The sequence below is a fragment of the Bradyrhizobium sp. NBAIM01 genome, assembly GCF_020194115.1.
Taxonomy (GTDB): Bacteria; Pseudomonadota; Alphaproteobacteria; order Rhizobiales; family Xanthobacteraceae; genus Bradyrhizobium; species Bradyrhizobium yuanmingense.
This window is the reverse complement of sequence record NZ_JADYVU010000003.1, coordinates 394,425-409,395: the sequence shown is the minus strand read 5'-3', so window position 1 is coordinate 409,395 and position 14,971 is coordinate 394,425. Positions and strand designations below refer to the sequence as shown.

Annotated in this window: 9 protein-coding genes; 1 reads left to right on the top strand and 8 read right to left on the bottom strand. The window is 65.4% G+C overall.

Going from position 1 to position 14,971, the window contains the following annotated elements; genetic code table 11:
- Positions 1-356: 356 nt before the first annotated feature.
- Positions 357-2,636: a DUF1522 domain-containing protein gene (locus I6F31_RS12685; RefSeq protein WP_128264464.1), complete on the bottom strand. Its 2,280-nt coding sequence runs from the start codon at positions 2,634-2,636 to the stop codon at positions 357-359.
- 320 nt (positions 2,637-2,956) lie between these two features.
- Between I6F31_RS12685 and flbT the strand changes: the two genes are divergently transcribed.
- Positions 2,957-3,397, top strand: coding sequence for a flagellar biosynthesis repressor FlbT (flbT, locus tag I6F31_RS12680; protein ID WP_036015664.1), 441 nt, complete (start codon positions 2,957-2,959; stop codon positions 3,395-3,397).
- 73 nt (positions 3,398-3,470) lie between these two features.
- Here the strand turns inward: flbT and I6F31_RS12675 are convergent, their stop codons facing one another.
- The 7 genes from I6F31_RS12675 to I6F31_RS12645 all read right to left on the bottom strand — a co-directional run bounded on the left by I6F31_RS12675 (position 3,471) and on the right by I6F31_RS12645 (position 14,786).
- The gene (locus I6F31_RS12675; RefSeq protein ID WP_225185479.1) at positions 3,471-4,967 is read right to left on the bottom strand and encodes an aspartate aminotransferase family protein; all 1,497 of its coding nucleotides are present in this window, start codon (positions 4,965-4,967) and stop codon (positions 3,471-3,473) included.
- Positions 4,964-6,217: a hypothetical protein gene (locus I6F31_RS12670; RefSeq protein WP_225185478.1), complete on the bottom strand. Its 1,254-nt coding sequence runs from the start codon at positions 6,215-6,217 to the stop codon at positions 4,964-4,966. Before I6F31_RS12670 ends, I6F31_RS12675 begins: the two co-directional genes overlap by 4 nt.
- Before the next feature lies 1 nt (position 6,218).
- The gene (locus I6F31_RS12665) at positions 6,219-7,844 is read right to left on the bottom strand and encodes a hypothetical protein (RefSeq protein ID WP_225185477.1); all 1,626 of its coding nucleotides are present in this window, start codon (positions 7,842-7,844) and stop codon (positions 6,219-6,221) included.
- A 10-nt stretch (positions 7,845-7,854) separates the two neighbouring features.
- Complete coding sequence (locus tag I6F31_RS12660; protein ID WP_109143176.1) at positions 7,855-8,637, bottom strand: hypothetical protein; 783 nt, start codon at positions 8,635-8,637, stop codon at positions 7,855-7,857.
- 73 nt (positions 8,638-8,710) lie between these two features.
- Entirely contained in the window at positions 8,711-10,594 is a 1,884-nt protein-coding gene (locus I6F31_RS12655; RefSeq protein ID WP_225185476.1) for a flagellar protein, read from the bottom strand.
- 21 nt (positions 10,595-10,615) lie between these two features.
- A complete protein-coding gene (gene flgK / locus I6F31_RS12650; protein ID WP_225185475.1) occupies positions 10,616-12,499 on the bottom strand; it encodes a flagellar hook-associated protein FlgK in 1,884 nt (627 codons plus the stop codon).
- Positions 12,500-12,533: 34 nt separating this feature from the next.
- Entirely contained in the window at positions 12,534-14,786 is a 2,253-nt protein-coding gene (locus I6F31_RS12645) for a flagellar hook-basal body complex protein (protein ID WP_036046246.1), read from the bottom strand.
- Between the last annotated feature and the right edge of the window lie 185 nt (positions 14,787-14,971).

Here is a 14,971-nt window from a genome sequence, read left to right as displayed (position 1 = left end):
GTGTTACCCTTCTGGTACGCAACGCAACAAAACTTCGATTAGGATTAATCGATGGCCGGGACGGTGAACGTTGTGGGCTAACAAAGCATGAAGCGAGTCGCGCCAGGCCCTCCACCGATTCACCATGTGCGCATCCGGAGCCTCAGCGTTCTCACCCATATCGTCATGATAGGACGGTGCTTTTCCGTGCACCGATGAGGCATTTGCGACTTGTCAACCATAACTGAGAGTGAGCAATTGGCTGCATCGAATGCACCGCTGCGACCTTGCCGGGCAGCACTCGCACGCCGGCCCAAAAAGAAAGCGGCGGGGCCGAAGCCCCGCCGCCGGATCTTGCTTGCGATATCGTCCGCGACTTAGCGGAGCAGCTGCAGCACGCTCTGCTGCGACTGGTTGGCCAGCGACAGCGCGGAGACCGCGATCGACTGGCGGGTCGACAGCGCCTGGCTGTTGGCCGCCTCAACATTGGTGTCGGCCAGGGTCAGGTTGGACGAGCCGGTCTGCAGCACGTTGATCAGGCTCTTGTTGAAGTCCTGACGGACCTGCACCACCGAGAGGTTCGAGCCGAGGCTCGAGGCCTGCGAGCGCAGCGTGCTCGAGGCGGCGTTGAGGTTGGTCAGCACCTTGTTGGTGGCAGCGTTGTCGATGAAGTCGACACCGCTGGTCAGCGAGGCGAGGCCCAGACCCTTGGAGTTGTAGGTCACGCCGGTGATGCTGAGGTTCGACTTGCCGGTCTCGTCGAACACCAGCTTGAGCTGGTCGCCGTTCAAGAGGTTGACGCCGTTGAACGAGGAGTCCTGCGCGGTCGTGTCGATCTGGTTCAGGATGTTGTTGAACTGAGACACCAGGTTGGCACGCGAGGTCTGCGCGACGACGTCCTGGACGGGGCTGGAAGCCGTCGAGAACGTCAGCGACGAGGTCAGCGTGCCGCCGATCGCACCACCCGCGGCGCTCGAACCGATGGTCGAGGACGCGTAGTCGTTGGTGGTCGAGATCGTCAGCAGGCCGTTGGCGTCGATCGTCGCCGACAGGTTGTTGGCCTGCAGCTTGGTGTTGAGCTGATCGAGCGTCTTGACCGTGCCGTTGGTGCCGTCGCCGAAGGTGACGTTGACCGCCGTGCCGCCGTTGAAGGAGGTGAAGGTCAAGGTCTTGCCGCTGATGCCGCCGATGCCGGAGGTGCGCGCCGCGGTGAAGGCGGTCGCCGTTCCGGTGTTGCCGGCAAGGCCGAGCGCGTTCAGCGCATTGCCCGTGCCGGTGATCGACAGGTCGGCATTGACGCCAGTGGACAGCTTCAGCTGGCCCGAGGCGTTGATCGACGAGTTGGTCTGGCCGGAGGCCGTCGCGAGCGTCGCGGTGCCGTTGGCGCCGATCGTCGCGGTCTGCACGCCGGTGGCGAGGTCGATCGCCTTCAAGACGTCGTTGAGGGTACCGCCCTGCAGATAGACCGTCGAGTTGCCGGCGCCGTCGGTGAGGACGTTACCGCTCGCACCATAACCGGTCGGAATGCTCGGCGCACCGGTCGAGCCCGGGATCGGCGCATTCTTGAAGGTGATGACTTTACCGTTGACGTTCAGCGTCGAGCCGTCGGTGATCGTCGCACCCAGCGAAGCCGCGCTGGTGGTGCGGTTGACGTTGACGGTGGCGTTGCCGCCGCCCACCGACGTGGTCAGGGCGAGAGCCTTGAGCAGATCGGCCTTGCCGGTGACGCTCAGATCCGCACCTGTCGAGCTCCTCAGCGTGACGGCGCCCGCAGCGACGGTCGAAGCGGTCTGGCCGTTGCTGGTGGCGATCGTCGCCGCACCCGAGGTGATCGAGACCGTCTTGACGCCGCTTGCCAGATCGATCGCGCTCAACAGGTCGTTGACGGTCGCTGCCGGCGTGCCGGCGGTGCCGAGATAGACGGTGCTGTTGCCATTGCCGTCGGTGACGATATTGCCGCTGACGCCCGAGCCGGTCGGAACGCCGGTCGCACCCGGAGCCGAGCCGCTGCGGAAGGTGATGGTCTTGCCGTTCACGGTCAGCGTGTCGCCGTCGGCAGGCTGGGCGTTGCCGGCGAGGCCGGTCGCGGTCGTGCCGTTGGTGGCGATCAGGGTCATCGTGCCGGTCAGCGCCGTGGTGCCGTCGCCGGCCGTTGCGCCCGTGCTGGCGAAGACGCCGATGGTGGCGCCGAGCGTGGTCGTGCCGGTCGCCGCGGTGGTGCCGCCGGCCGCACCGCTATACACGACGTTGCTGTTCGCCGTCGCGCTGGCGTAGGAGGTCGTGCCACGCAGGTCGGCCGCCGTCGCACCGGAGATGGTGGCGGAGACGTTGGACTTGGTGGAATAGCCGACCGTGGTCTGCAGCGCCTGGTTGGCGATCGACTTCGCAGAGTCGATCAGCTTCTGCAGCGAGGTGATGCCGGTGTTGGCAGCCTGCAGCACCTGCACGCCGTTGGCGATGCCGTCGAGCAGGTTGTTGATGTCGCTGGCGCGGTTGTCGAGCGACTGGGCCGTGAAGAAGTTGGTGGGATTGTCCAGGGCCGAGTTGACGCTCTTGCCGGTCGACAGACGGTTCTGCGTGGTGGCGAGAAGATCAGCGGTGGACTGGAGGGAGAGCAGGTTCTGACGAACCGATGCGGAGAGGACGATGCCTGACATGACTCTGTTACCTTTCTGGTAAACGACGCTACTGTTACACGTCTGCTTGGATCGCGATGGACCCAGCGACGGCGGACCGTGCCGCCGAGACCTCTAACGAAACATGAAATGAAACCCGCGCTTTTGCCCGGTCACACGTGATTCGGCCTCGGAAGCGACGCGCCTAGCAGCACCACCGCGCCAATCCTGTCCTTGAAAGCATTGAGCTTTTTGGCGGGGATGGCTCAAATTTACAGCTCGTTAACTAGTTGCGAGCGAGAATCACGTCCTGATAGGCCGCAACGAACGCTCGGTTACGAAAGCGTTGATGGAGAACAGGAATGGCCCTCAAGGTCGAGCTCAAACCGCACGAACGCATCATCGTCGGCAATTCCGTGATCACCAACACGGACCAGCGGGCCCGCCTCCTGATCGATGGCGAGAACGTGCCGATCCTGCGCGAGCGCGACATCCTCACGCCGGAGACCGCCGACACACCCGCCAAGCTCGTCTATCTGGCGGTCCAGCTCATGTACATCTCCCCGGATCCGCAGACCCAGCACGGCACCTATTTCAACCTGGTGCGGGACATCGTCACCGCGGTGCCGAGCTCCTGGCCGATCATCGAAGGCATCAACAACAACATCCTGAACGGCGACCTCTATCGGGCGCTGAAGGAAGCCCGCAAGCTGATCGCCTATGAAGAGAAGCTGCGCAACCAGTTCGAGGCCACTCATCCCAAGGCGGCAGCCGACAAGGACGACGTCAGCACCGCCGCCTGATACAGGCGTTCGCGCCAACGACAACGGCCCCGGATCGCCTCCGGGGCCGTTGTCGTTTCAGACGTTCGTCAAGTTATTGCGCTACGAGCGGTGGCGCGTCGACCTCGATCACTCCGCCGCTCCGCTGTCCACCGAACTGCAGCACGGCTGCGATCAGCGCATCGATGTCCGCCTCCTCGGTGCGGTGATTGACGATCGCGGCGCGGATCGCGAACTTTCCGTCCAGTGTCGTGCTCGATGGCGCAGCGATGCCGGACTCCTGGACGTCGGCGACGATCTCGCGATTGACCGCATCGCCGCTGCGATAGCGGAAGCAGACGATGTTGAGATTGACCGGTGCCAGCAATTCCAGCCGTGGTTCGGCCAGCACACGCGCCTCCAGATATTTGGCGAGCGCGCAGCTTCGTGCGATTGCCCGGCCCAGCCGGTCGGTGCCGAACGTCTTCAGCGTGAACCACGTCTTCAGCGCACGAAAGCCGCGCGACAGATCAGGGCCGAGATCGCAGGGCCAGACCGCGCCCGCCGCGAGCCCCCTCGCCTCGCGGCTCAGATAGGCCGCCGGCTGCGCGAAGGCCTGCCGATGCTGCTCGCCGTCGCGCACCAGCAGGAAGCCAGCGTCATACGGCACCTGCCCCCATTTGTGGAAGTCGAGTGCGATTGAATCCGCAAGCTCGATGCCGCCGAGCAGCGGCGCAAGCTCCGGCGACAGGATTGCGAGCGCACCGAAAGCGCCGTCGACGTGAAACCAGATTCCTTCCTCGCGGCACAACGCAGCGATCGCCCTGAGGTCGTCGATCGCCCCGATATCGACCGTGCCGGCGGATGCGACCACCAGGAAAGGCTTGAAGCCGACCTCGCGATCGACGGCGATCTGTGCGCGCAATGCGGCAACGTCGATGCGATGATCGGCATCGACTGCGATCTTGCGCAGCGCATCGGTGCCGAACCCGGCAATGTCCATCGCCTTCGATATGCAGCCATGCGCTGCCTGCGACGTATAGGCCGTGAGCAGCGCACCGTCATTGCCGATGCCGTGCTGCCGCGCCAGCGTGCCGAGCGCGGTGGTGCGTGCCACCAGCACGGCCATCAGATTGGCCATCGACGTGCCCGTGACGAAGATGCCGCTTGCGCTCTCGGGAAAGAGGAACAGGCGGCGCATCCACTCGACGATCTGGCGCTCCACCTCGATCGGCATGTGGTCGCGTCCGCCGAGATTGGCGTTGAGGCCGGCGGCGAGCATCTCTGCGAGCATGCCGACGGCGGTGCCGCCGCCATGCACCCAGCCCATGAAGCCGGGATGGACGTTGCCGGTCGCATAGGGCGCAACATGCTCGGAGAATTCGCGATAGACCTCCGCGAGGTCGCTCGCCTCGCGCGGCACGTCCGCCCTGAAGGCCGCGCGCACGTCATCGGGAATCGGCCGCCAGACGGGGCGCGCCCGAACGTTGGCAATGCCGTCGATCGTCTCGTCCAGCATGCGGTGGGCCAGCGCGCGAAACTCGCTCCAGTCCTGCGGATCTAGCGGGGTATTCGCGACGGAGCTTTGCGTATTGCGGATGATCTCGTTCATGCTGCGCTCTCCGCGCCCGTCTTCGCATGCCGCAACAGCATCGCCGTGAACGCGGAAAAGATCTTGCGCATCTGCGGCGGCTTGTACGGAAACACGACCGGCGAATCCATGTTGTGCACGACGGCGGTGTTGTCGGCCTCGAACACAAGAAGCTCGCCGTTCGCGTTCTCGGCGCAATCGACGATGAAATAATCGAGGCCGACGCGCCGGCTCATCTCTTCGATCGCGTTTCTGTGGCGCTCGCCGAAAGCATGATCGAAGTCGCGCATGAAGACGGCTTCCTCGGCCCGCTTCTCCTCGCTGAAGGCCATGTAGGCGTTGAGATACCAGATGTCCCAACGGTCGGCGATCGCCATGTGGCACGCGTACGGCTTGCCGTCGACCATGGCGAGGCGATACTTGCGGTAGAGCCCGTCGGGGCTCACATAATCGACGAAGCGTGCGACGAAGAAGTCCTGCTCTTTCCGTTCGGCGAGATAGGCCGCCAGAGCCGCCGCATCGTCGAGCTTCGCGAGCCCGACGCCGGCATGCGAGCCGCGCGGCCGCGCGATCATCGGAAAGTGCAATTCGCTTGCGATGCCTTCGCTTGCTATCCGCCCCTGCGCGAGGTCCGACAATTGCGCGCGCGTTGCGTGGATGGTCGCGGGAATGTCGAGGCCGGGCACGTCGGTCAGCAGCCGGTACAGCTTGTCTCGATCGAGATTGCCGATGCGATCGGGGCGATTGAGCAGCGGCCGCGGCCAGTGCGGCGCGGCCTTTTCGATCAGCGCGAGCGCCTCACGGCATTCCTCGGAATCGGACGCGACCACGATGGCCACGTCGTGCTCCGGCAAGGTCTCGGGCAAACCGATGCCCTTGATCACATAGAGCGTCAACAGCTCGACATCGGAGCCTTCGAGCAGGAAATCGATCGGCGTGTTGCCGCCCATGTCGATGTCGGCTGCAAGCGCGAGCAGGCGCAGGCCCGACTTCGGAGCTGCGCTGGGCGTTCGGAACAATTGATGGAAGGCCAGCACCTCGGACTGGATCGCAAGCCCCCGATCCTTGTCACCCAGCAGCTGGGTGATCAACGACAGGTCCAGCCCCTCGCCCGCCAGCGCGGTCCCCGCCGCGATGCGCGCGACGAGCTGATCGCGCAACGGATGCAGATCGACGCCTTCGAAGGCCCGGCGCGTCAGCTGCGCAAAGCCGATGCGGTCGGCATAGTTCGCCGCGGTCAGGCCGATCGGCGGGGAAACCGGATGCTGCATCTCACACCTCGAACGCGGACTTTACCGGCACGGCCGCTGCGCCACCGGCGAGCAGCAGCTCGATCTTCACCAGGACGTGGGCGATCTGGTCGAGAAGGTGCTGCACGTTGCGCTGCGCCTCCGCCCTGTCCGGCGACCAGGCCTCAGCCACGAGCCGCGCGGCGACGCAGAGGCGCAGCACGGCCTGCGGCGTCTCGTCCTGCCACTCCAGCCGCACCGGCTGGCCAATCAGGCAGCGCTGCGCGGCGACCTGACGGTCCTCCGTGCTGCCGTTGATCTCTTGGCTGACATCACGCGCCAACGCGCGATGAACAGAAGCGGTCTCGGCAACACAAACCGGCTTGCCGTCGCGCAGCAGCGTGAACGGAAAGATGGTCGGCTGCACGAATTCCTCGTCGTCGATGCCGGCCGCGTGGGTCGCGGCCGAAACAGCGCGCAACGACGGCGACAATGCGATCATGCTGTCGATGCCGGCAGCGAGTTCGGCGAGCATCCCGGCGCGGAAGGCCCCGGGCACGCCATAGTAGCTGCCGATCTCGGTCAGCGCCGCCTCCCAGCGCAGCCATTGACCGAAATTCGGACGGCGCTCGAAGCGCGAACGCAGCACCGTCCAGGCCATCGGCCAATCGCAGCGTCCGGCGTAATCAAGGATTCCAGATGCGATCCCCTCGACGCGATCGAGCGACCGCGACAGGCCTTTCGGCACCAGCAGTGCACCGCTGAAGGCAGGTCCGCCGAAGAATTTGGAGCCGGTGATCAGCACCATATAGCCGCGGTCGAGATAGGAGCGCAGCCGCCGGCGGCCGAGCCGGGCCTGGCAGGCGTCGACGACGATCTGGACCTTGCGCGGCCAGCGCCGCGCGATCTCGTCGAGGCAGGCCGCGCTCGGCGCACGCCATCCGAGCTTCGAGGAATCCATGATCTGGAGCAGCACGGGCGCGCCTTGCGCGATCGTGGCCTCGACCGCATGCAGCACCGCTTCATCGGCATCCGTGCGCATCGCGATCCCGGCCCCCGGCGCGCGCAACGGCAGCGAGATGCCGGCGCCGGCCAGCCCCGCGACCGCGGCGTCCTTGCGAACCGCAAAGCCGCTCGCCGTCAGGGTGCTGAAATGATGTCCACGCGCGGTATGGGCCGTGCCGCTGCCGGTCTGGTCGGCGCCGACCACGATCGTCACCGGCCGCGCGCCGAGCATCGTGCGCGCCAGGAACAGAGCGTGGAGCTGGGAGTCCGTGCCGGACGGCGAGAACACCACGTCGACGCGCGGCGAGAGCTGGAGATGACCGCGCAGCTCGTGGCGCATGTCCTCGCAGCGTGCATCGAAAGCGAGCTCGACCTCGTCGAGCAGGCATTTGTGCATCAGCTCTTCACGCGCCAGCGCGGCGCGGTCATAGGCCGCCTGCGAGATCGTCGACGCGGTCGAGGAGGCGAAATTCCACACCTCCGGCTCCGGCGAAGCCGGGCAGCCATAGGCGTTGGCGCGGCCGGTGGGATCGAGCGCCAGGCGCGGATCTCCGCCGGAAACGAGCAGCGTGTCGAGCGGCGTGAAGAGGTCGCGCAGGCGATAACGCGAGCCGCCGTCGGCGGCGCGTTGCATCTCGGGCCGAGGGGATGGGCCGCCGCTCATCCCGAAAGGCTCACGCCGCGGCATCGGCCGCCGCAGGCGCAGCTGCGAATTGCGAGGCGATGTCGCCATGGAACACCGACGGCCCGACGTGGTCGAGCGGGCTCTGGATGTCGGCCCAGATCTCGCCGCCGATATCGGTCCAGCGCTTGCAGAAGGCGAAGTCCTCGGACAGATAGGTGCCGGTCGCCGGATCGATCATGCATTCGAACAGCGCGAACCGGTTCCGGCTCGCCGCCAGCGCATCATGGGAATGCTCGCGGAAGAACTGGAGGTTCGCGTAGTCGGGGTGGCGGCACATCGCCTCCAGCACGTGACGCCGGATCATCAGGAAGCCGGTGCCGGCATAGCGCACGCGGGTGAATCCGTTGACCACCACGATGCGGTCGGGATCCTCGATCTCGAGCACGTAGTCGAGCGAGGCGGCCGGCACGTCGGCCCGACCCGACTGGATCGCCCGCGCGGCCTTGTCCCAGTTGACCCGCTTGATCGGATAGCAGCCGGCGACGACGTCCGCGCCGCATTCGATCAGGCGGAACACCTGCTCCGGCTTGAAGCCGATATCGGCATCGATGAACAGGAAATGCGTCGCCTTCGGATCGTCCAGGAACATCGCGGCCAGGTTGGCCCGCGCACGGGTGATCAGCGCGTCGCCGTCGCGCAGGAGCACCTTGAGCTCAAGATTGGACATGCCGTGCACGGCCCGCTGCAGCGCGAAGATCGAGCTCGCATAGATGCTCGACACCTGCCCGCCGAAGCAAGGCGTCGCCACAACCAGCTGCATCTTGTCCGACATCGACCGCTCCGCCCCCGCTTGCAATCCTCACCAAGAGGTAAACAGGCATGGTTAACGGCGTCTTAACGCTTCATTACAGGAACTTGACGAGCGAGAGCTGCGCCAGGTTCGAGGTCACCTGGTAGGACGCCTGCAGGGCGTTCTGCAGCGCCAGGATCTCGCTCGCGACCTGGTCGGGCGAAGCCGATTCCGCCTGGTCAATGATGGTCTGGAGCTGCGCCTTGGCCTGGGTCTGGCGCGTGCTCGCGTCCTTCATCGTGTTCTGGGCCATCGCGATGTCGGTCTGGATGTCCTCGATGCGCTGCTGTCCGGGCTGCTGGGTCAGCGCCTGGGTCGTGCGCAGGCTCAGCGCCGAGACCTGCCCGCCCGAATATTGCCCCGTCGGCGAGGTCGAGAAGGTGCCGAACACCGCGATCGCCTGCAATTGCCGGCGGATCGCATCCTCATTCGCCTGGGCGCCGTACTGCACCGTCACGGCATCGTCGACCCGCGCCATCGCGGTCGAGCGCGCCGAGCCGGGCCCGTCATTGCCCAAATACCATTTCACCGTATTGGCCGAGCCGTTCACCAGCGTGGTCGCCGAGCTCGCAGGCGAGGAGCCGACGCGCAGCGGCGGCTGCGTGGCGGTCACCGGCGTCGAGCTGAACCCGAGCGCGCTCAGCGCGCCGGTGTTCGACGTCGTGATGTTGAGGCTCGCCGCATCGTCGGTGTTGATCGTGATCGAGCCGCCATGGACCGTCGAAGGCTTCGAGGTCCCGGTGATCGCGTCGACCTTGCTCAGCAGGGTCTGGATGCTGTCGGTGACATTGAGCTGGTTGCCGGTCGCGCCCGAGGCCACGAAGGTCAGCGTGGTCCCGTTGACGGTGATGGTATCGCCTGCGACGAAGCCCGGCGAGATCGAGTCCGAGGGGCTCGCGCCCGATAGCGCCGTCGCGCCGGTGACCGGGGCCGCCGGCGCCGTCTGGTTGTTGACGGGGGTGCCGATCGCAGAGCTCGCGGTGTTGAAGAAGTTGTCGCCCGCAACGATCGCCGATGCCGCCACCAGCGAGGTGTTGGCGAGCTTCTGAATCGCGGTGTTCAGCGCCGTGTTGAGATTCGCAGCAGTATTGTTCGGGTTGACGGGCGTGCTCGCATCGATCGCGAAGCTGCCGAGCGGCGTCGGCGTTGCCGAGGACGCCGTCAGGTCGATCTGCTCGGTCGTGCCGTCCGGCAGGGTGAACTGAATGCTGAGCTTGTCGCCGTTGTTCGGATTGACGCCGTTGAGATCGACCGAGAACGACACCGGCGAGCCGCTCGGGCCGGTGACGGTCGCGCCTGTCAGCGTCGAGGACACCGCCTTGATCTTGAGGCCGAACGGCGATCCGGCGACGTCTTCCGACACCTGCACGGAGCTTGCCGTCGGCTGCGTCTGCACCAGGCGGCCCATGCCGCTGGCCCCTAAGTCCGCGGCTTGGCGCTCGGCCATGACGGCCTTGAAGCCGGCCTGTGTCGTGGTGCCGTTAATGATGTCGCCGGCATCGGCGACCGACTGGGTATTGACTGCCGTTCCGGAGAACAGATAGCGGCTGCCGGTCTGCGTGTTGAGGACACCGACCATCGAGCCGAACTGGGCGGCGGCGGTGTTCTGGGCAATCGTCTGGCCGTTGACGTTGAGGTCCTGCGCGGTAGAGGCCGAGCCGGTCTGCACCGTGCTGCGGATCTTGGTCAGCGATTGCAGCGCGGTGTTGGCGAGGTTGATGCTGACGTTGACGTTGGTGATCGTGTCGGTATAGCCGGCGATGTTGGAGAGCTGCGCGCGCCCGGCGATCGCAAAGCCCTCGTTCGTCCCCATGCCGGCATAGTTCTGCGACAGCTTGCCGGTCGAGAGCTGCGTCGAGAGATCGGTGAGCTGCTGATTGATGTTGCGGATCTGCGCGCCGAGGATCGACGAAGAATAGTTGATGCTGCTGATCGCCATCTTTCGGAGCCCTGTTACTGTTTACAATTGAGCCTGGATCAACGTGTTCATCATGGTCTGCACCACCGACATGACATGGGCGTTGGCGGCATAGGCATTCTGAAGCTGGATCAGGTTCGACATCTCCGAGTCCAGGTTGACCTTGGAGGTCGAGTCGAACTTGGCCTGGAGCGTCGAGACCACGACGCTCTGGCCTTGCTGGAGCTGGGTGGCCTGGGTCGCGGCGTTGGCCTGCACGCTCAAGAACTGCTGGAGGAAGTTCGAGACGCTGCCGGTGAAAGGCTGGCTCGCCGAGCCGAGGCCGCTCTGCGGCGAATAGGAAAACACTGCACTGGTGAGCTGCGAGTAGAGATAGTCCGAACGCGTGGTGTCGCCTGCGGGCGTCACCGGCGAGGTATTGTAGACCGACATCCGGGTCGGATCGGTCACGAGCTGCGTGTTCACGGCGATGCGCCCGGCAAGACCGGTCATCTGCGAGCCCGACGCCGTGATTGCGCCGGTGTAGAGCGCCTGCCCGCCGTCGGTGAACAGCGGCAGCTGCGGATTGCCCGAGGTCAGCGACGAGATCGTCTTGGTGGTCGAGGCCGAACCGACCTTGGCAAGCCCGGTGTTGTCGTCGGTCACCCGCAGCGTCGTGGCGGTCGCCGGCGACGGGGCGGCGGAGAACGACAGATGCGTGCCCGACAGCGCGGTGTTCAGCGCAGAAGCGATCGCGCTCATGCCGCCGGCGAAGTCGACGCCGATCCGCATCGGGTTGGCGTTGGTCGCGTTCTGGAGCGGCAGCGCAGCGGGGTCGGTCACGTTGACGAGCGTGATCTGGCGCTGCGTGTTGGTCGCCGTCTCCGTATAGGTGATGTTGACCGTGTTGCCCGGCAGCGCACCGGCAAGCTCGAGATCGAAGCCGGCCGGCGGGCCGGTGACCGTGCTGCCCGCCGTGGTCTTATCGGACAGCGCGCTCGCCATCGTGGCGGCGAGCTGGTCGATCTGGTTCTGCGCTTGCACCAAAATGTCGTCGCGCAGCTTCAGGTCGGCCGCGATCTGGCCGGACGACACCACGTTGTTGGCGACGACGTCGACTTGCGAGCCGTTCGGGAGCTTGATGTTGAACGCGCCGACGCCGGACTTGGCAGGGTCGATGTTGTAGAGCGACGTTGCCGACAGCGCGCCGGCGGAGGCAAAGGAGAATTCCGAGGCGAGCCCGGCGCCGACCAGCTGGATGCCGGTCGTGGTGTAGATGTTGGCCTGGTTCGAATTGTCGGTGGTGACGCGGACGTCGACATATTTCGACAGCGTGTTGATGGCTTGGTCGCGCTGGTCCATCAGCGTTGCGGCCGAGGGATCGTTGGCCGATAGGCCCTGGAGCCTGGTGTTGATGTCGGCGATCTGCTTCATGGCCGCATTGGCGGCCTGCGCCGAATTGCTGAGATCCTGTTCGACGTTGGAGCGCAGCGACTGGATGCCCTTGGTGGTGACGTTGAGCTGCGTCGCGAGCGCCTGGGCCGCCCCGAGCGCCACGGTCTGCGCCGACGACGCACCCGAGCTGGTCGACAGCGCCTGCAGCGCCGTGGTGAACTTGTTCAGCGCGCTTTCGAGCGTGCCGGAATTGCCGGGCGTGCCGTAGACATTCTGAAGCTGCTTCAGGATGTTGGCCATCTGGTCGGCGTAGCCGCCGCCGCCGGTCTCGGTCCGTAGCTGGTTCTGCACATAGGTGTCGAGCAGGCGGCTGACGCCGGTCGTCATCGCCGTCGCGCCGAACTCGCCGGTGGTGACCTCGATCTGGTTCGGCGTCTGGACGACGTAACCCGGCGTCTGCGCATTGGCGACGTTCGAGGAGACGATCGAGAGCGCGGCCTGGTTGGCACGCAGACCGCTCATCGCGCTGGCGAGGGCTGAACTCAAACCCATATCACTGGCCCGCCTTTGTTACGTCACGCGCCGATCAGCGCAACACGTTGAGGAGATCCTGCACCATCGAGTTTGCCGTCGTGATCACCTTGGTGTTGGCCGAATAGGCCTGCTGGGTCACGATCAGCTTGGTGAATTCGTCGGCGATGTCGGTGTTGGATCCCTCCAGCGACGAGCCGCTGATGGTGCCCGAAGCGCCGTCGATGGCGTCACCCGATTGTTCGGTCGCGGCATAGGCGCCGCCGTCCATCGCCTTCAGATAATTGGTGCCGTTGAAATGCGACAGCTGCACCTGCGCGAGGTTGAGGTTCTGGCCGTTGGAGAAGGTGCCGACCACCACGCCGTTGTTGTTGACGGCGACCGATCGGAGCTGACCGGCGGCGTAGCCGTTCTGGGTGATGGTGTTGATCGTCACCGCGCCGCTGGTGCTGGCATATTGCGTCAGCCCTCCGGAGGAGATGTTGAAGGCGACGGAGCCGAGCGACTGGCCGCTGACGGTGACATTGTTGATGGTGATGCCCGAGCCGCTCGGCGAGGTCAGCGAGCCGTCGGCGGCAAAGGTGAAGGTCTGGCCGGTATTGACCCATCCGACCGTCGTGCCGGTCGCGTTCGGGTCGGTCTGGTAGAACAGGTTCCAGCTGTCGGAATGACCCGCGCCCAGCGAGGCACTGTCGGTCTTGGCCCAGCGCAATTGCAGGTTCACCGGCGTACCGGCGGCGTTGTAGGCGGTCACCGCGCCGCCGCTGATCGATTCCTTGGTGAAGGTGGCGATGTCGTTGCCGATCACGCCGCCGGTGCCGGCCGTGCCGCCACCCTCGCGATTCCTGGTGATGGTCGAGGTGAAGCCGAGCGCGGAGAAGGCCGCGCTGTTGGAGCTGGAGACCGTCAGGTTGGAGACGGTGCCGGTGTTCAGCGTGATCACGCCGCCGCTGCTGACCGACGATCCCGAGGCGCCGGAGAGCGCGTCGATCTTGCCGAGCAGGGTCGTGATGTTGTCGGTGACGTTGATCTGGTTCGCACCCGAGGCGCCCGAGGCCATGAAGGTCAGTGTCTGACCGTTGACGGTGATGGTGTCGCCGGGGGAAAAGCCCGACGTGAGCACCTGGGCACCGCCCGCGGTGGCCGAGCCGCTCAGGACCGTCGCGCCGGAGATTGCAGGCGAGGACAGCACGTTGCCACCGCGCGTCACACTGCTGATGCCGAGCGCGGTCGCGGCCGTGCCGCTGCCGATCGCGACGTCGGTGCCGGTGCCGGTCGCGATCTGGATATTGCCGCTGACCGAGAGCGAAGCGGTGACGCCGGCGCCGCCGGCGGTCTGGATCGCGTTCAGGATGTCGGCCACAGTCGCCGTCGTACCCGCACCGAGACCGATCGTGGTGTTGCTGCCGACGGTCGAGACCGTGGTGCCGCCGTTGAAGGTGATGGTGTTGCCGTTGATGGTCAACGTCTGGCCGCTCAACGCGGTCAGAATGCTGGAGGCGAGATGCGTGCCGGCGGTATTGTCGAGCGATGTGGTCGTCGAGGCGACCGCGGACGAATTGTTCTGGAGCGCAACCGTACCGGTGGCCGTCGTCGACGAATAGGCCGAGCGGATGTTGCCGGTTGCGGCCGCGCCTGACACGGTCGCATTGGCATAGGGCGCCGGCGGCGTGCCGACCGGCAGCGGATTGGCGGCGAAATCGGACGGGTTCAGGCCGCCGGCCGCGAGCAATGTGCCGGTCGAGGCGGTGGTTTTCGCCACCGTGTTCGGCTGGGTCGGCAGGTTCGCCGCGTACTGGATTGAGGTGGTCGCCTGCGCCGGAATGAAGTTGTTCTGGAATTGCAGGACGTTCGCCACGCTGCCGGTCGGGTTGCCGGTCTTCGGGTCGACGGTGACGCCCATCAAATAATAGCCGGCGCCGTTGACCAGGTTGCCGTTGGCATTGAGCTGGAAGTCGCCGCGCCGCGTATAGTAGGTCACCCCGGTGAAGACAGGCACGTTGTCAACGACGCCGCTCGCCTTCTGGATCGAGAAGAAGCCGTCGCCGGTGATCGCCATGTTGGTGGCGACGCTGGAGGACGAGATCGTGCCCTGCGTCGTGATGGTAGCCTTGGCGTTGGCCTGCACGCCGCCTGCCACCTGCTTGCTCGGAACCGAGGAGTCCGGGATGAGGTCGACGAAGCTGGTGCCGATGCCCTTGTAACCGGTGGTGGATGAGTTCGCGATGTTGCCGGAAATGTTCTGCAGCGCGAAGGACTGCGCCTGCAGGCCACCCACCGAGGTGTTCATTGCATCGAAGATACCCATAACTTTGTCTCCAAATCCGATCTCGGCGGCCGGTCGACCATGGCCGCAATCGGAAAGAGACGTCGCAAGGCCTATGCCAATGCGGGTATCTTCAGGAAATCAATGACTTAATGAAAAAGCCCCGGTCTGACGACCGGGGCACATTTGCCGGGACCGGCAACAATTGCCGGGGCATCCTGTCGTTC

Excerpts from the sequence above, each read along its gene's own strand:
- I6F31_RS12660 (WP_109143176.1), bottom strand. The coding sequence starts at position 8,637 with ATGTCGGACAAGATGCAGCTGGTTGTGGCGACGCCTTGCTTCGGCGGG.
- flbT (WP_036015664.1), top strand. The coding sequence starts at position 2,957 with ATGGCCCTCAAGGTCGAGCTCAAACCGCACGAACGCATCATCGTCGGC.
- I6F31_RS12670 (WP_225185478.1), bottom strand. The coding sequence starts at position 6,217 with ATGCAGCATCCGGTTTCCCCGCCGATCGGCCTGACCGCGGCGAACTAT.
- flgK (WP_225185475.1), bottom strand. The coding sequence starts at position 12,499 with ATGGGTTTGAGTTCAGCCCTCGCCAGCGCGATGAGCGGTCTGCGTGCC.
- I6F31_RS12685 (WP_128264464.1), bottom strand. The coding sequence starts at position 2,636 with ATGTCAGGCATCGTCCTCTCCGCATCGGTTCGTCAGAACCTGCTCTCC.
- I6F31_RS12675 (WP_225185479.1), bottom strand. The coding sequence starts at position 4,967 with ATGAACGAGATCATCCGCAATACGCAAAGCTCCGTCGCGAATACCCCG.
- I6F31_RS12665 (WP_225185477.1), bottom strand. The coding sequence starts at position 7,844 with ATGAGCGGCGGCCCATCCCCTCGGCCCGAGATGCAACGCGCCGCCGAC.
- I6F31_RS12645 (WP_036046246.1), bottom strand. The coding sequence starts at position 14,786 with ATGGGTATCTTCGATGCAATGAACACCTCGGTGGGTGGCCTGCAGGCG.
- I6F31_RS12655 (WP_225185476.1), bottom strand. The coding sequence starts at position 10,594 with ATGGCGATCAGCAGCATCAACTATTCTTCGTCGATCCTCGGCGCGCAG.